Annotated in this window: 14 protein-coding genes; 9 read left to right on the forward strand and 5 right to left on the reverse strand. The window is 36.8% G+C overall.

The features are described from left to right. The 5 genes from ACKI30_RS05190 to glyS all read left to right on the forward strand — a co-directional run. Nucleotides 1-204, forward strand: a 204-nt coding sequence (locus tag ACKI30_RS05190) for a heterodisulfide reductase-related iron-sulfur binding cluster (RefSeq protein ID WP_407410485.1), incomplete at its 5' end; no start/stop codon positions are given. Between the two features lie 13 nt (nucleotides 205-217). Continuing rightward, nucleotides 218-1126, forward strand: a complete 909-nt coding sequence (locus ACKI30_RS05195) for a TrmJ/YjtD family RNA methyltransferase (protein WP_407410487.1) — start codon at nucleotides 218-220, stop codon at nucleotides 1124-1126. Then, nucleotides 1123-1950 (forward strand): DUF362 domain-containing protein, encoded by an 828-nt coding sequence (locus ACKI30_RS05200; protein ID WP_407410489.1) that lies wholly within the window; start codon nucleotides 1123-1125, stop codon nucleotides 1948-1950. The genes ACKI30_RS05195 and ACKI30_RS05200 overlap by 4 nt, the downstream gene beginning before the upstream one ends. A gap of 27 nt (nucleotides 1951-1977) precedes the next feature. Further along, the gene (gene dcd / locus ACKI30_RS05205; RefSeq protein WP_295160702.1) at nucleotides 1978-2562 is read left to right on the forward strand and encodes a dCTP deaminase; all 585 of its coding nucleotides are present in this window, start codon (nucleotides 1978-1980) and stop codon (nucleotides 2560-2562) included. Nucleotides 2563-2577: 15 nt separating this feature from the next. Continuing rightward, nucleotides 2578-4272, forward strand: coding sequence for a glycine--tRNA ligase (gene glyS / locus ACKI30_RS05210; protein WP_407410491.1), 1695 nt, complete (start codon nucleotides 2578-2580; stop codon nucleotides 4270-4272). A gap of 9 nt (nucleotides 4273-4281) precedes the next feature. Here the strand turns inward: glyS and ACKI30_RS05215 are convergent, their stop codons facing one another. Continuing rightward, nucleotides 4282-5058, reverse strand: coding sequence for a helix-turn-helix transcriptional regulator (locus ACKI30_RS05215; protein ID WP_407410493.1), 777 nt, complete (start codon nucleotides 5056-5058; stop codon nucleotides 4282-4284). Between the two features lie 186 nt (nucleotides 5059-5244). On the opposite strand from ACKI30_RS05215, the gene ACKI30_RS05220 reads away from it, so the two are divergent. Beyond that, on the forward strand, nucleotides 5245-6000 hold the full coding sequence (locus ACKI30_RS05220; RefSeq protein WP_407410495.1) for a TatD family hydrolase: 756 nt from the start codon (nucleotides 5245-5247) through the stop codon (nucleotides 5998-6000). Between the two features lie 38 nt (nucleotides 6001-6038). Further along, entirely contained in the window at nucleotides 6039-6944 is a 906-nt protein-coding gene (locus tag ACKI30_RS05225) for a TDT family transporter (RefSeq protein ID WP_407410497.1), read from the forward strand. 18 nt (nucleotides 6945-6962) lie between these two features. Here ACKI30_RS05225 and ACKI30_RS05230 read toward each other — a convergent pair whose 3' ends face one another. Continuing rightward, nucleotides 6963-7511 carry a cell division protein SepF gene (locus ACKI30_RS05230; protein ID WP_407410498.1) on the reverse strand — a complete coding sequence of 183 codons (549 nt, stop codon included), beginning with the start codon at nucleotides 7509-7511 and terminating at the stop codon, nucleotides 6963-6965. A gap of 5 nt (nucleotides 7512-7516) precedes the next feature. Beyond that, on the reverse strand, nucleotides 7517-8569 hold the full coding sequence (locus tag ACKI30_RS05235; protein ID WP_407410500.1) for a DUF1611 domain-containing protein: 1053 nt from the start codon (nucleotides 8567-8569) through the stop codon (nucleotides 7517-7519). A gap of 208 nt (nucleotides 8570-8777) precedes the next feature. Here ACKI30_RS05235 and ACKI30_RS05240 point away from each other — a divergent pair, with 208 nt between their 5' ends. Together ACKI30_RS05240 and ACKI30_RS05245 are read left to right on the forward strand one after the other, a co-directional pair. Then, nucleotides 8778-9722, forward strand: coding sequence for a 3H domain-containing protein (locus tag ACKI30_RS05240; protein WP_407410503.1), 945 nt, complete (start codon nucleotides 8778-8780; stop codon nucleotides 9720-9722). Further along, on the forward strand, nucleotides 9715-10296 hold the full coding sequence (locus ACKI30_RS05245) for a ZPR1 zinc finger domain-containing protein (protein WP_407410505.1): 582 nt from the start codon (nucleotides 9715-9717) through the stop codon (nucleotides 10294-10296). Before ACKI30_RS05240 ends, ACKI30_RS05245 begins: the two co-directional genes overlap by 8 nt. A 9-nt stretch (nucleotides 10297-10305) precedes the next feature. Here ACKI30_RS05245 and ACKI30_RS05250 read toward each other — a convergent pair whose 3' ends face one another. Both ACKI30_RS05250 and ACKI30_RS05255 read right to left on the reverse strand, forming a co-directional pair. Further along, nucleotides 10306-10746, reverse strand: a complete 441-nt coding sequence (locus ACKI30_RS05250) for a hypothetical protein (protein ID WP_407410507.1) — start codon at nucleotides 10744-10746, stop codon at nucleotides 10306-10308. 266 nt (nucleotides 10747-11012) lie between these two features. After that, nucleotides 11013-16676, reverse strand: coding sequence for a hypothetical protein (locus ACKI30_RS05255; protein WP_407410509.1), 5664 nt, complete (start codon nucleotides 16674-16676; stop codon nucleotides 11013-11015). Between the last annotated feature and the right edge of the window lie 424 nt (nucleotides 16677-17100).

Below are 17100 nucleotides of genomic sequence, written 5' to 3' on the forward strand. Positions count from 1 at the left end.
GGAGGAATAAAATCCGGAAAACCTGAAATAGCACTTGATCTTTCAAAATCAAAAGCTGAAATGATTAAAGATACTGAATCTGATGCAGTAATTACAATCTGTCCGTTCTGTCAGCTGAACATTCAGGACGGATTAAATGCAATAGGATGCGAAGACATCAAGTGTATGCACTTGTTAGAATTATTAGATAAAGCTTACGAATAAATTAAATTAGGAGTTGATTAAAATAGGAGATACTGCTGTTGACGAACAGAAAGTTGTTGAAACACAACCAATAAGTTCAGACGAGAAAAAGGAAGAAAGCACTGCAGAAAAAAAGTCAACTTCTACAAAAAAATCAAAACCGAAAGCACAGTCCAGAGGAACCGTAAGAGCGCAGCTTACAAAAGAGCAGGAAGAAAAAGAAACCAAAATGTTTAAAGACAACATTTACATAGTTTTTGTGGAGTGTGAAACTCCAGGAAACATCGGTTTTCTTGCAAGAACCATGGCTAACTTCGGATTGAAGAATTTAGTGTTGATTAACCCTCCAACATTGACCAATGAAGCTTATTATCAGGCAACTCACGGGAAATACATTGTGGAAAATGCAAAAATCTACAAGACCCTTGATGAGTTTTACCAATCACAGAGAATTGATTTTAAGGTTGCTTCAACCGGAATGGCTGGAGGAAGCTATAACTTATCAAGAATTCCACTGAGACCTGAGGAGCTCGGTAAAGCAATGAATGTTTCAAATAAAATAGCAATTTTGTTTGGAAGAGAAGGAAATGGACTTACCAATGCAGAAATTGATGACTGCGATATTTGCGTGTCCATTCCAACAGATCCCACTTACCCAATAATGAATATTTCACATGCGGCTGCAATAATATTCTATGAACTGTTTAAGAACAGGCATGAATATGGAGTTGAAGGCCTGTCCGAAAGCACACCTCTTGAAAAGGAATATCTCGTCAATGATATGAAAGAGCTGATAGACAGTTTAGACATTCCCGACCATAAGAAACGAAACGGCCTTAAAACTTTCAACAACATTATCTCAAGAGCATTCATAACAGGACGGGAAGCACATACATTCAAAGGAATATTGAGAAGATTAAAAAATAAAGTTGGTGAACAATGAGACGACCTAGATTTGCAGACATTAGTATATTTACGCTCAGATACATCTTCAATTGGAGATTTTGGATAGCGGAGATTACCAAAAAATCTAAAATATATAAGAAAATCATCGATAAAATGCTTTTTGAAGATGATGAGATCGTTGTTGTCCCAAATACAATTAATGTTAATAAGAAAATTGAATCTGAAGGCTCCGAATTCCTGCCGACAGATGTTATCAAGGAAGTCATTAAAAGATGTGATGACATCGTCATTATGAATTCCTGCCTTTGCAGAACATCCAACAAATGTACAGATTATCCTCGAGACATTGGTTGCATTTTCCTTGGACCTACCGCCAGAAAAATTCCAAAGCATATCGGTAAACTTTCCACTGTTGAAGAAGCTTTGGCTCAAGTGGACAGGGCAGATGCCGCCGGTTTAAGCCATATTATTGGAAGAAATAAAATTGATACCGTCTGGATGAATGTAAGACCTGGAAAAGGGCTTTTGACAATATGTCACTGCTGCCCATGCTGTTGTCTGTGGAAGGTTTATCCTAATCTGGACGATGATATAAGCGATAAATTGGAAAAACTCGACGGAGTTAATGTGAAACTTCATGAGGACAGATGTAAAAAATGTAAACTGTGTCTGGATGAAGTTTGCATGTTTGATGCAATCAGTTTCGAAAATGGCAGAATAACTATCGATTATGAAGAATGCAAGGGATGCGGCCTTTGCGTTAATACATGTAAATTCGATGCAATAACAATTGACTACAGTGAAAAAACCATTGACAGCGTTGTTGACAGAATTGACAACCTATTTGAAAAAGAATTATAATTTTTATAAACTTACTTGTGTGAAAAAATGGCAATTTTAAGTGATAAAGACATAAAAGAATATTTAAATGAGGGAAAAATAACCATTGACCCTCTTTTAGATGAAAAACAAATTCAGCCATCTTCTATTGATATGAGACTGGGAGATGAGTTTAAAGTATTTAAAGTTATTAGAAAACCTTATATTGACCCTAAAGATGAAGAGGACGTTTCATCTTACATGGAATCAACTACTGTCAGTGAAGGAGAAGCATTTATTATTCACCCTAATGAATTTGCCCTCGCAACCACTCTGGAATATGTTAAAATACCTGACGATTTGGTTGCAAGAGTGGAAGGACGTTCCAGTATGGGAAGATTAGGTGTTACCATGCACGTTACCGCAGGATTCATAGATCCTGGTTTTGAAGGTAAAATCACATTGGAAATCTCAAACATCGGAGCAATGCCTGTAGCGCTTTATCCCGGTCAGAGAGTATGTCAAATTGTTTTTGAAACAATGACCAGTCCTTCAGAAATACCATATGGACACCCAAGTAGAAACAGTAAATATATGGGTCAGACTCGCCCAGAAAGCAGCAGAGTCAAACAAGATTACGAATTGAAAAAATAATTGGAGATAATATTTATGAATCATGATAAAATGTCAAATATAAGTGCAAAAAGAGGATTTTTATGGCCGTCATTCGAGATTTACTCAGGAGTATCCGGATTTACGGATTACGGACCTCTCGGAGCAAGCCTTAAAAACAACATCATGCAAAAATGGAGAAAACAATATGTTTCCGGTGAAGGATTCTATGAAATTGAAGGACCTACCGTAATGCCTAAAGAAGTTTTAAAGGCATCCGGACATGTTGACAACTTCACCGATCCAATGTGTAAGTGTGAAGAGTGCGGAGAAGTGTTCAGAGCAGACCACATCATTGAAGAGGTCATTGGTGAAGATGTGGAAAGCCTTGAAAATGAAGAGCTTGACCAAATTGTCATTGACAACAACATTACCTGTCCTGAGTGTGGCGGAAAACTGTCAAACATCTGGAACTACAACCTGATGTTTAAAACAGAAATCGGTGCCAAAGGAGACAAGGTAGGGTACATGAGGCCTGAAACCGCACAGGGAATATTCATTTTATTCAAGAGACTTGAAAGATTCTTCAGAGGAAAACTTCCATTTGGTGCAGTTCAACTTGGAAAAGCATACAGAAATGAAATTTCACCAAGACAAGGAGTTATCAGACTTAGGGAATTCACACAGGCAGAAGCTGAAATCTTTTTAAACCCTAAAGACAAAACACATCCTAAATTCTCACAAATCGAGGATGTCGTATTGCGTCTAAACTCACAGGAAGTTCAGGAAAAGAATCTTGAACCTATAGAAATCACTGCACGCGAAGCACTTGACAAAGGCATTGTCGCTAATGAAATGTTAATCTACCAATTATACTTAGCCCGTAAATTCCTAACTGAAATAGGCATTCCTGAAGATGTTTTAAGATTCAGACAGCACCTTGCAGGAGAAATGGCTCACTATGCGCTTGACTGCTGGGACGTTGAAGTCTTAACAGACAAATACGGCTGGGTTGAAATCATTGGAATTGCAGACAGAGGAGATTACGACCTAACATCACATTCCAAATACAGTAACGATGAGCTGAACGTGTTCATGGAATACGACGAACCTAAAAAAGTACAAAAAACAGTTGTGAAACCTAACTTATCCAAATTCGGACCAATATTTAAAGGAGATTCCCCTAAGGTAAAACAAGCTATTGAAGATGCTGATGTTGAAGAAATCAAAGCAGCAATTGAAAAAGACGGAAAATATGTCGTGGAATTGGATAAAACTTACGAAATAACTGAAGATTTACTCTTATTCGAAGATGTTGAAGAGGAAATCACCGGTGAAAAGGTTGTTCCTCACGTAATTGAACCTTCATTCGGTATTGACCGTATCACATACTCAGTTTTATTACATTCATTTACCGAAACCGAAGGAAAAGATTACTTCAAATTCAACAAATCTGTTGCTCCTGTACAACTTGGAATTTTCCCACTTGTAAACAAGGAAGGACCTCGTGAAATAGCTCAGGACTTAACCGAACAATTAAGAATGGCAGGTTTCACAGTGGAATACGATGCAACAGGTACCATCGGTAAAAGATATGCAAGAGCAGATGAAATTGGTATTCCTCTTGCAGTCACAGTGGACTTTGACACCCTTGAAGACAACCAGGTTACTGTAAGGGACAGAGACACTGAAGAGCAAGAAAGAATAGCTATTTCCGAATTACCAGAATATCTGGAAAAATATTATAAATGAGTATTCAACTCATTTATTTTTCTTTTTAAAATTTTTAAAAAGCCTATTGGCCCATTCGATACACTCCTCATTTTTTGATGTCAGCAACCTGTTCTGATCAAAGAAGCCATTTTCCATAAACAGCCCCAAAATCATCACGTCATCTGTTACAATCAATAAAAATGAATCCATTTCATTAAATGGAGTCAAATATTCAATGCCTGATTTTTCCTCGAAAACTTCCAAATCACGTTTCGGAACAAGAATTTCAACATCCCTGTTTTTGGAAATCAGGTCATTTAAAACCGTGAAAAACTGTTCCTGATAAAACGGCATAATGCATTTTACAGACTCTGCATCCAGCAGGCATTTTTCAATGAAGTTATAAGTCCGATAGGCATCCACGCCACTTGATTCCATAAGGTTCGCCTTTCCAAGCAGATATAGCTCTGCAACGGATTCGTTGGGAATGACATCAACAATGTGCCCGTCCAAAATATTAAAAAACTTATTCAGCAGGCAGATTACTCTTTTCAATTCAAGGATATTCTGAATCTTGATTTTTGCAGAGCTTGTGAGATAATACCTGTTGTTTTGCCTATACACCATGTCTTTCAGTTCCATGTCATGGATATTGCTTGAAACTGAGCTATAGCTTAGGCCTGTATGGTCAGTCATTGCTTTCATGTTCTGCGGCTTTTCAAATAAACAAGCCAATATCTTCAATCGTACAAATGAGTTTGCTGAGAATTTAACTTCCTCAAAAATCGTATCTAAATCTTCTAAATATTCATCATTTTTAAACATGTGCTACCACCTATGTAGTATTACTTATACTGATATTGTTATTACTAAAGATATAAAATCTACCATAGTGAACCAAAACACATAATAACACTTCCAAAAGATTTAAAAATAAAGACCTCAATCAGATAATTTTTTAAAATATAACAAAGAAAAATGAACACAGATAACAAATATAGGGGAAATATAATGATTGACACACACATGCACGCCGACTCAAGAAGCAGCGAAGATTTCGAAAAGATGTATCTTGCAGGAATCAAAACCGCAATTACCTGCAGCTATTATCCTTACAGGATCGAACATGAAATCATCCTTCTAAACCACCTGAACAGAATCCTGGAATATGACACCAAAAGAGCAGGGGAATACGGACTTGACCTGAAAGTGGCCTTGGGAATACATCCGACAAACACAATCAAAAATCCTGAACCGATTTATGAGAATCTATACAGATGGATTGAAAACAACCAGATTGTTGCAATCGGTGAAATCGGCCTTGAGGATTTAACAGATGAAGAAATTGCCACCTTTAAAAAACAGCTGGACATAGCAAGCGAGACCAACTCAAAAGTCATTATCCACACCCCAAGAAAAAACAAGAGGGAAGTCTTAAAGGAAATCATGGAGATTTTACCACAGCATCTTGATGAAAAGCAGGCTGTTATCGACCACATCAATCCTGAAGTTGTAGGCGATGCGATTGATACCGATTGCATGCTCGGTTTGACCGTGCAGCCTCAAAAAATGAATAAATTTGAAGCCATATCAATTCTAGATGAATACGGATTTGACAGATTCCTCCTAAACAGCGATATCAGCAACAAGCCGTCAGATCCCCTTTCTGTTCCTAAAACAATTCGTGAGCTGGAAAGATTGGGGCATGACGTGGGAGACATTGAAAAAATTTCCCATAAAAATGCACAAGAATTCTTTGAAATTTAATCAATAATTCTAAATAAACTAAAAACAAAATTAAAATTATGAACCTGATTAAAAATATTCCAATACCAATTAGCGGATTGATTCTTGCACTGCTGTCGCTGGGAAATCTCACTCAGGACATCCATCCATACCTAAGGGTAATTTTTGGAGGTATTGGACTAATATTTTTAATTTTAATAATATTAAAACTGATTTTTTACACTGACCTGATTAAAAAGGACTTTAAAAATCCTGTGATTGCAAGCAGTTCGGGTACTTTTTCCATGAGTTTGATAATTCTATCTACATACATCATCACATTTAATCCGAGTATTGCATATGGTGTATGGATTATTGGAATTGCTTTGCATATTCTGCTAATGATTTACTTTACCTATCATTTTATTGTACGTAATTTTAATATTTCGAATGTCTATCCGACATACTGGATAGTCTTTGTAGGAATAACCATGGGTGCAATCACATCAGGAGTTCATTGGGCAACCCCAATAGGATTCATATTTTTCATAATAGGATTTATTGCAATGGTCATAACATTGCCTCTGGTAATATACAGATACATCAGATATCCTGAAGTTCCTGACGGAAATAAGCCATTAATCTGTATTTTCACTGCGGTTTTAAGCATACTGATTGTCGGCTATCTCAACTCAGCTTCCGGCATATCCCTTGAGTTTGTGACTGTGCTTTACATATTTGCCTGCATATTCTATGTCTTTGCCCTTTGGAAATTCATTGAATATAGGAATTTGGATTTTTATCCGAGCTTTGCGGCATTTACGTTTCCTTTTGTTATCAGCGCACTTGCAACAAAAGGAGTATTGTCAAAAATAGGTTCAAATCTAATATTAAACAGCATTTTAGAAATAGAAATTGCAATAGCTGCAGTTATTGTAGTTTATATCCTCATCAGATATAGCGTATTTTTAAAAAATAGTAAATGAAAGTAGAAATTAATCTACTTATCCTTTGTTAATCACTTTCACTTTTTTAGGGGAAACAATGATTAGTTCCTTATCATCAGTTTTAGCAAGCAATAATGCCTGAACACCATATCTTGATCTCATCTGATTAATCTTATCGCCTGCTAATTTAAAATTAGCTGCACTTTCCTTTTCCAAAAAGGACAAGTCCAAAATGACAGGATTGTTTTCCTCTAAAACCTGATCAACAACATAATTTATATCATCAATTGTTTTTGGCCTGATTAGAACAATCTCATAAAATGACTGTTCCGGTGTAATCACATAATCATCGTCGACATAATCCTGAACTGGAGTAGGACGAGGAGCTGGATTTGGATTTGGATTGTTTACTGGCCTTGGTCTTGGTTGATATTGGCTCCTTTGAGGTTGTTGACGTGGGGAATTACTTCTACCTTCAGACCTGGTGAGATTGTTAATCATGTTGGACAAGTTTTCTAAAGCACTATCTGCTGCATTTTTTTCCCTTTTGCTAGTTTCGGTCTCTTCGAAACCTAAACTTCTTTTTAAAGTATCAGTAAAACTCATTTCAATTACTCCTCTAAGTATTCAAAAATAGCATCTAACAATTTAGAAGCTCCATTATTATAAACATCTTCCGCAGGCAATCCATATGTTGACTCGAAATACTCAGGACACATGTCCAATTCAGCATTCTTAAGGTTTACGGAAAGTCCTACAACTTTTGTAGGTTCAACAGCTTCAATAGCTGTGATTTCTTCCACAATGCCGCGAGGTTCCCTGTATGGGTGGTTTGGTCTGTGTCCAACAATTACTGCATCAGGAGAAGCACCAATAAGAATTGCTGCAGACAATCCTCTAGGGTGAGGGTTTCCTTTTTCAGTTAAGCTGGATTGACCTTCAATGAAAATGATATCTGGCTTTTTGGTTTCTTCAACATATTTGATTGCAGATAAAACAGCTGCCGGAACATCCATAGCGGATAGACTTCCAGCCCTGAAATTAAAATCAGTAGGTTCTTCCAATCCCATTTCATCAGTTGAAATTATAGCAGGAGTAAGGCCTCTTTCACTTGCTGCCAGTCCAAGCATTTTAGTGGTGGTTCTTTTACCACATTCCTGGGAGGTTCCTCCAACAAAAATTACCGGAGCGTTAGGAGTATAAGATATTTTTGGTAAAACTTCACATGATTTTTCAGGAGCGATTCCGGCAATTTTTTCCACAACATCTAATCTAGGACCGATTTCCTTAATAACAACATTTTTTGAATCAGCAAATTTCTTTAAAGACAGATTTTCTTCCACTGACAATGATCTAAAGGAAGTGATAACATTCAAACCTGCATCAATAGCCTGAACCGCATACTTCAATGCAGCGCCTTCAGCACCAATAGGCAACATTATAACAAGTGATTTTGCTTCAGGTGCGCTTTCCAAACATTCATTTAGGCTGCCTGCAACAATATGTCCGCAATATTGCTTTCCCTGTTTTCTTTCATCATCATCTATGAATCCTACTGCCTCAACACCTTCAAGATTGGAGAATTTTTCACCTCCTCCACCACATCCGACTACGATGAATGGATTTAAGTCTTGAATCTCTTTAACTGAATTTACTGAATACAAAAATTTCACCCCTATCCTATAATTTATAACTTATAACTAATCATGTAAATCTATTATCTTAATTTTTCAAAAGTAATATTTCAAAAAATAATATATTAATATTAATTATAATTTTTCACATTAATAAAGTATGATGTTTTATAGTGATTATTTATAAATGTAATGACAAAGATAAAAATAAAAAAATTATTGTCAAGGAGAATTTAACATGAGAAAACCTTATGTTATCCTGATTGGAAGCGCATCAGGAATTGGAAAATCCACAATAGCTGCAGAACTGGCTAAAACATTGAATATTAAACATTTAATTGAAAGTGACTTCATAAGAGCAGTTGTCAGAGGCATCATTGGAAAGGAATATGCTCCAGCACTTCACAGCTCATCTTATGATGCATATAAACATTTAAGAAACAAGGAACGTTACGAAAGTTATGATGAACTGGTGTCAGCGGGATTCGATGAGCATGCATCAGCAGTCATTCCGGGACTTGAAAAAATTATCCAGAGGGCAATCACAGATTATGACGACATAATCATTGAAGGGGTCCACCTGGTTCCTGGACTGATTGACATCGAGCAGTTTAAGGAATATGCCAACATTTACTTTTTCATATTGAGCTCCGATGAGGAATCCCACAAGGAAAGATTTGTTAAAAGGGCAGTTCAGATACACCGTGGTGGAAAGCAGCTGGATTTCTTCAGGGAAAACAGAATCATACATGATCACTTAATAGAACAAGCAAAAATAAATGGTGCGAATGTTATTCATGCAGAAGCCATTGACAAGACACTTGACAAGATACTGTCCGCCATAAACAAGTCATGCGCCACAATCAACCTGATAAACAGCGCGGATGAGCTTTCAGACGTAATTGACATAATTATCACAAAGAACAACGGAAGCATGGAAAAGGTTGTATACAACATTAAAGGATTCAGGGAGCCTTTGGTTAGAAACATCAATGTTTCAGATGATGATTCCGCTCACAGATTCATTGAAAAACTTAATGAGGATGAAAGCAAAAAGGAATATCTCAATGAACTGTATAACCTGTCAGAGTACAGGAAAACAACCATCTGTGCTGCTAACGCTGAAAAATTAGATAAAATCATAAAAGAATTAACTGAAAAAGGATATGTTTTAAATGAATGAAGAAGAAATAAATGAAATGATTATCAAATGTCCAGTATGCTTTGTTGAAGGAAAAGCCAAATCAATCATGAGGGAACTGGAAATACCTCATTTTGGAAAGGTTCTTGAAACAACAATCCAATGCCCTGAATGCGGATTCAGACACAGTGACATCATTGCACTCGAACAAAACGACCCTGCAAAATACGTTATCGAAATTAACAAAAGCAATTTAACCGTCAGAGTCGTCAGGTCACAGTCTGCAACAGTTTCAATTCCTGAAGTGGGCATAAAAGTAGAGCCTGGACCAAAATCAGAAGGATACGTTACAAACGTAGAAGGAATGCTCAACAGATTTGAGGATGCAGTAAAAAAAGCCTTGAATCTTTTTGATGATGCCGAATCACAGGAAAATGCTAAAAATACATTAAAGAAAATTCAGGACCTTAAGGAAGGTAATGAAACTGCAACATTGATTATTCTGGATCCATTCGGTCAAAGTAATATTGTCAGTGACAGTGCAGAGATTCTTGAAATTCCAGAAGAGGAACTCAAAGATTTAAAAACAGGTTTCAGTCATATTGAAGAAAATTAAGAAAGAAGATTATTCTTCTTCCTCTTCTTCATCGAGACTTGCTGAGAAGCTTGCGAAAGTGTCTTCTTCAACAACATCTTTTAATTTTAAAGTTTTTTGAACATCCATAGCTAATGCGTTACAGTCCGCTTTGATAGCTTCTAAATGTAATAAGATTCTTTCTTTTTCTTGATTAATTCTTTCAATGTTAGTGTATGGGTAAGTAGATTCTTTAAGCATTTCGTATTCGATTGTAGTGTATGGATAATCGTTTAATTGTTTACATACGTTTTTTAATACTTCGCCTAAAAATTTGTTCATTTCCACTTTTACTCTTTCCCTGATCATTTTGTCGTCATCAAGATTTTCTTTCATTAAACGTACAACTTCAGCTTTTGCGAAAGGTAATTTTTCTTCTTCTTCATCAACAAATTCTTCAGAAGTTTCTTCAATCATTTCTTCTTCAGCCATAATTACACCTCGTTTAATTAATTAAAAATATTGACTCATACATTAATTTTTGTAAAAAAATATAATTTCATCAATATCTAACAATAAATTTGTTGGAACTTTTATTTAAAGGTATTGATTTAATTGAAAAAAAGAAGCAGTATTCGGCTAGTTTTAGCACCAACTATTAAAATAATTTATCGTGAAATTAATAATTTTGGTACTTACAAAATTTTGAAAAATCGTTTGAAAAAAATAAAAAATAGTAGCGTGATAGCTACTTAAAATTATCTTTTCTTCAAGATATTGTTACCATATATTGCACCCAAACTAAACACAAACAAGAGCACGAGCACCATAACAGGATTTCCGGAAGGATATTTTTGAAGAATGGAAGCAGAATAGTGTTTGTGATACTCATCAGAATGTTTTCTGAATTCTTTAGTGACATTGACAGGTTTGTCTTTTTCAGAAACACTGATTGATACGTTATCATCATTGTTATCCAAATCAGGGTCAAAATTATCACTGGTTGCAACAACTTTATTTTCAGCGATTCCTGCTTTTTTAGCAATTGCGCTGATTTTCAGAAATTCTGACTCGCCGACATCAAGCTCATCCAATGACCAGACATCATTGATTATGTCAAAATCTCCTGCGCTTGCATGGAAAGACTTCAACAGTAAAGAATCGTCCATCATTTCCTGAACTTTTATTCCGCTGGCCCTGTCGGGACCGTTATTGGTAATCTTAATGGCATATCTTACAAGGTCGCCTACATTGTATTTATATTTGGATACTGTTTTTGTAACGGAGATGTCACTTGCAGGAGGCACATAGAATGAATCCTCATCCTCATTGTTGCTTAAATCAGGATCCGTTTCCTGCGCCCATACAAATGCAACATTGCTGAATTTACCTGTGGCCTTGATTTTACATATTATTTCCAACTCTCTGGATTGGCCGCTTTTCAAATCGCCAATGTCCCATATTGCATTTTCATATCTTCCCCCAATAACATCAACAACTTCCAAACCGCGCGGGATTACATCACTGACAAATACTCCAGTTGCATCATTAAATCCATTATTGGTTACTATCAATGTCCATTTAACCAAATCCAAATAATTCGCTTGGGAGACATTTGCAAATTTGACAATGGACAGGTCTGCAACAGGATTGGAAGAAATTTTGTCGCTGTCGTTGTTGTTTGACTCATTCCAGTCATGCTGTGACGGGATGACCTTTGCGATGTTTTCAATTTCATCAAGTGCATTTACCAGACAGCGAAGCACCAAACATTCACTGGCGCCGTTAACCAAATGATCAATTTCCCAGACATCTTCAAAGTAACTTCCTGCGCTGCAGCGATAGCTTATCAGCTCCAGACCCTCAGGCAATGAATCAATTACCTGAATATCGTCACTGTCATCAGGGCCGTTATTGACAAGAGTGATCGTCCACTCGACAATGTCTCCATAATCAGGATAGTGATTGTCAACAGTCTTGATTATTTCCAGATCGGATGATTTTGGAACATTTACGGTTACATTATCCCTATTGTTGGTTTTGTTAGGGTCATATTCACTGCCGTTAATTATTGCAACATTGGTGAACTCTCCGGTTTTTACAACTTCACAAATCAATTCCAAAGTCTGGTTTTCACCGGATTCAATGCAGCAAACAGACCACATTCCGTTATCGTAGAAACCTTTGGAAGCGGTGTAGTTTATGAGCTTAAATCCTTCAGGCAATATATCATCAACATATACCCCGGTTGCCTTATCCGGACCGTGATTAATTGCGACTATTGTCCATTTTACAGACTGATGATAATCCACAACGGACTGGTTGACAATCTTGATTATTTCCAGATCTGTTGCATTTGCCACATTTATTGATTCGTTATCCAAATTATTGGACTTGTTCCAGTCAAATTCATTGCCTGAAACTGAAACAATGTTCACAAATTCCCCAGTGGCATTGACTCTGGTAACTATAGCCAATGTTCTGGATTCACCGACACCGACTGTTCCAACATTCCATATTCCAGTGCCTGCATCATAATCACCGTTTGAGTCATCGCTAACCCATACCAAAGATTGCGGAAGAACTTCAATGACATTAACGCCGGTTGCAGTATCAATTCCCCTGTTGTGAACTGTTATTGTCCATTTGACAAGATCCAAATAGTTAGGTTCGGACTCGTTAACATTCTTGGTTACAATCAAATCAGCTGCAGGCTTAACGAATATTGAAGCATTAGCTTTGTTATTGTCCAAATTATAGTCATGCTCATTTCCTTTGACACTTGCAACATTAACAAAGTTTCCAGTGACATTAACACGTGTGTAAATATTGACATTCACAGTTTCGCCAACAGGCAAATCTCCAATATCAATTATGCCATTGACATAAGGTCTTGTGGAGTTCAAATAAACAAAACCTGCAGGCAAAGCATCATAAATCTTAACGCCAGTAGCATCATCCGGACCGTTATTTGACACAGACACAGTCCACCTAACCACATCAGTATAGTTGACAACACTGTCACTGACAGCCTTAACAACAGACAGGTCACATGCAGGACTTACATTAACAATGCTGCTATCGTCATTGTTGGTTTTATTCCAATCAAACTCATTTCCGCTGACGGAAACAAAATTTTCGATAACACCTGTATCGTTAACCATACAAATTATATTCAAACTGACACTAGCGCCATTAGCTAAGGTGCCGATGTCCCATTTACCGGAGTTTTTGTCATATTTTGCGTTGTCTGAGCTGACAAATACCAAAGATTTGGGAAGAACATCCCTAACGACGACTCCAGTTGCAATATCAGGGCCGTTATTGGTTACAGTAACTGTCCATTTAACCAGATCAGTCAAATTAACATCAGATACATTAACATCCTTTACAACTGACAAATCAGCTGCAGGCTTAACGAATATTGAAGCATTGGCTTCGTTATTGTTCAAATTGTAATCATGCTCATTTCCTTTGACACTTGCAACATTAACAAAGTTTCCAGTGATATTTACCATTGTGTAAATATCAACATTCACAGTTTCGCCAACAGGCAAATCTCCAATATCAATTATGCCATGGACATAAGGTCTTGTGGAGTTCAAATAAACAAAACCTGCAGGCAAAGCATCATAAATCTTAACGCCAGTGGCATCATCCGGACCATTATTTGACACAGACACAGTCCACCTAACCACATCAGTATAATTAACGACACTGTCACTGACAGCCTTAACAACAGACAGGTCACATGCAGGATTTACGTTAATTATTTCACGTGCATGGTTATTGGATTTATTCCAGTCATATTGATCCCCAGTTACAGAAACGACATTCTCTATGACACCAGTTGCATTAACCCTGCAGATGATGTTGAGTTTAACGTTTGCACCATTAGCCAAAGTGCCGATATCCCAAACACCATCATTTACATCATATCTGCCGTTTGAATCGTCACTTACCCAAATCAGGGATTCAGGAAGCACATCACTAACCTTAACGCCGGTTGCCATATCAGGACCCTTGTTGGTTACAGAAATTGTCCACTTAACCAGATTTCCCATGTTTGCAACTGAAGCATTGACGGTTTTTTCAATAGCCAAATCAGCTGCGGATGCAACATCTATCTTGGACTGGTCATGATTATTTGTTAAGTTATAGTCATGCTCATCTGCCTTGACATTGACGTCATTAACAATCTCACCGGTTTTATTTACCTGAGTTTTTATTGTCACTATGTAGATTTCGCCGACCTCTAAAAAGTCAATTGTCAGAGTACCTGTTTGAGGGTTATAATCCCCATCGGTATTGTCCTCAAGCCAAATTAACCCTTCAGGCAATATGTCCCTTACAACGACATTGGTTGCATTGCTTGGCCCGTTATTTGTAATATTCAATGTCCAAATCACTATATCGTCATAATTTATCACTTCAGGAGCAACTGACTTTCTGACCTTGCCATCCGCCTGGGCTGTGACCGTAAATGAGGTGGCATTGGCTATGGATTTATAATATTTGTCCTCGAAGTGCTTTGCAGTGACGTAATATTTTCCGACTTTCAGATTGTTTAAGGTATCGCTTACCTCACCAAAGCAGTTTGAGTTCAATGTCTTATTGTAGACAACACTGCCGTCCTCATGTTCAACAGTCAGTAAAATGTCCATGTTATATTCACGGTCATCCTGATATAAACGACCCTGTTCATTAGCTCCTAAAACTGGAGTTTCACCGTCAACATTGATGCAGCTGTTGCCTGCGGCATTGTATATTGCATTTGAAACTGCCAAGTCCCCATATTTTCCGATATTGTTTCCTCCATGAATGATGGATCCGAATTTTTCGCTTTCACCGTAATAGATGTCCTCCGCATAAATCGGCAATGCATAAACCCATGCCTGATTTTCATGCAGAGTATTGTTAACCAATTTCAAATCAATTCCTGATTTGTCGTAATATATTGCACTGCCGTTTCTGGCGGTGTTGTAGTAAAATTCACCGTTTTTCAATAATGCATGAGTACTGTTAATGTAAATCGCTCCGCCCAAACCGTCATTTAACTTATTGACGTCTGGAATAGCATGATTTGATATGAATGAAGAACTTTCAACAAAAGTGTTTGTCCCATTTACAAAAACGGCACCACCGTCAATGTTTGCAACATTGCCTTTAAAAGAGGAATCAGAAATATTGACTGTCTGTGCATTAATGCAAACGGCACCGCCATATTCTGAAGCGTTGTTGTCGTTAAATTCACAGTCATCCACATTAATATTCATTCCGTTTAACTGTATAGCACCTCCAATCGGAGCATTATTTCCTTTAAAAATGCAGTCAACAACATCCAAATCCATAGTTGAATATACCAGATATCCTGTTGATAATGCCCCTCCGAAATATTTAGCTGAATTATCAATAAAAGTACAGTTTCTTATCAGTCCGGATGCATGGTATGTCAATGCACCGCCCTGAGATGCGGAATTATTGATAAATATGCAGTTTTGATAGACTGTACCGTTACGCACACAGCCTGCACCTCCATGAGCATTGACACTATTGGAATAGACATGATTATTCAAGAATGTGCAGTTGAATACGGATGCCCTTGAAATGACCTCATCCAATCCAACCTGGATTGCACCTCCATATGGCACACTGCCTTTGGGATCTCCATAAGCGCTGTTCGAATCAAAAGTACAATTTTTAACTTCAGTATTGTCCCCATGAACACTCATGGCCCCTGCACTGATTAATGCATGATTATTCTTAAACTGACAGTTTGTTATTTTCAGATTTGCAGATGTGTAATTATTTCCAATTGTAGATAATGCCGCCGAACGCAGAGCAACATTATTCTCAAAAATACAGTCCGTAACTTCTATATTTTTCGCTTCGATTCTCACGCCCGCCGTAACGGAATCCGTATATCCATTGATGAATTTAATGTTTTTAAGTGAAGATCCCGCAGATGACGTATTGAAAAACATTATCCGAGACATTTTATTCCCGTCAAGTGTCGCCCCTGAATCAGAGGTGAATATAATCTTTTTGTCCACAACGATACGGTCATACTTCTTTTCCGCCTTATACGTATCCCTCAATATCAGGGTATCCCCATTTTTAGCATTTTTAATTGCATTTCTTATATCGTCAAATGTGTTTCCGGACACCACAGTACTTTTACCAAGAAGTTCACTGTCCTGAGCTACGCCCAATACATTGTTACTTTCCAACATTACATTTTGAGAATTTTCTAGCTTATCTTCAAGATTTAATTCACTTCCAATTCCAGCCCCGCTTTGATTTAAGTTTGAGGCACTTACATCGTCCATACTCACACCTGCAGAGGCAAAAATCAGGACAATGAATAGCAGTGAAATTAAAAAGTGCTTGCCAACAAGTATTTTTTTACCATTTTTAAACATTTAATCACCTATTGAGGACGATTATGAAAACTATTAATTAGTAAAAACTATTAATCAGCAATTAAACTTTTTATTTTACCTTAAATTAGATAAATTCCAACCCCAATAATAAATTTGACAATAACCGACAATTTAATGGAACGGCATTTAATATAGTCGCCCAACACGAGAGTATTTTAGGCCAAATATCCCGACAAAAATTATGCAATTATTCCAATTTACTACATTGAATTAAATTTTTATAAAACTCGATTATATTGTAGTTAAAATAAAAGATAATCTTTTTAAATCCTCAAAAAAGTTATTGGAGATAAAACTATTTAAATTTATGCTTCAAACAGAATTTAAATCTTTAAATTTAAAAAATATGCTGTTTAAAAAGAATTATTATATTAAAAAAGTAATAAAATATTTTAGTTATGAA

This window comes from Methanobrevibacter sp. (genome assembly GCF_045539575.1).
In the GTDB taxonomy this organism is placed as follows: domain Archaea; phylum Methanobacteriota; class Methanobacteria; order Methanobacteriales; family Methanobacteriaceae; genus Methanocatella.

Coding starts and splice junctions, on each gene's coding strand:
- ACKI30_RS05200 (WP_407410489.1), top strand. CDS start 1,123: ATGAGACGACCTAGATTTGCAGACATTAGTATATTTACGCTCAGATAC.
- ACKI30_RS05245 (WP_407410505.1), top strand. CDS start 9,715: ATGAATGAAGAAGAAATAAATGAAATGATTATCAAATGTCCAGTATGC.
- ACKI30_RS05240 (WP_407410503.1), top strand. CDS start 8,778: ATGAGAAAACCTTATGTTATCCTGATTGGAAGCGCATCAGGAATTGGA.
- ACKI30_RS05250 (WP_407410507.1), bottom strand. CDS start 10,746: ATGGCTGAAGAAGAAATGATTGAAGAAACTTCTGAAGAATTTGTTGAT.
- ACKI30_RS05230 (WP_407410498.1), bottom strand. CDS start 7,511: ATGAGTTTTACTGATACTTTAAAAAGAAGTTTAGGTTTCGAAGAGACC.
- ACKI30_RS05255 (WP_407410509.1), bottom strand. CDS start 16,676: ATGTTTAAAAATGGTAAAAAAATACTTGTTGGCAAGCACTTTTTAATT.
- ACKI30_RS05215 (WP_407410493.1), bottom strand. CDS start 5,058: ATGTTTAAAAATGATGAATATTTAGAAGATTTAGATACGATTTTTGAG.
- ACKI30_RS05225 (WP_407410497.1), top strand. CDS start 6,039: ATGAACCTGATTAAAAATATTCCAATACCAATTAGCGGATTGATTCTT.
- glyS (WP_407410491.1), top strand. CDS start 2,578: ATGAATCATGATAAAATGTCAAATATAAGTGCAAAAAGAGGATTTTTA.
- dcd (WP_295160702.1), top strand. CDS start 1,978: ATGGCAATTTTAAGTGATAAAGACATAAAAGAATATTTAAATGAGGGA.
- ACKI30_RS05220 (WP_407410495.1), top strand. CDS start 5,245: ATGATTGACACACACATGCACGCCGACTCAAGAAGCAGCGAAGATTTC.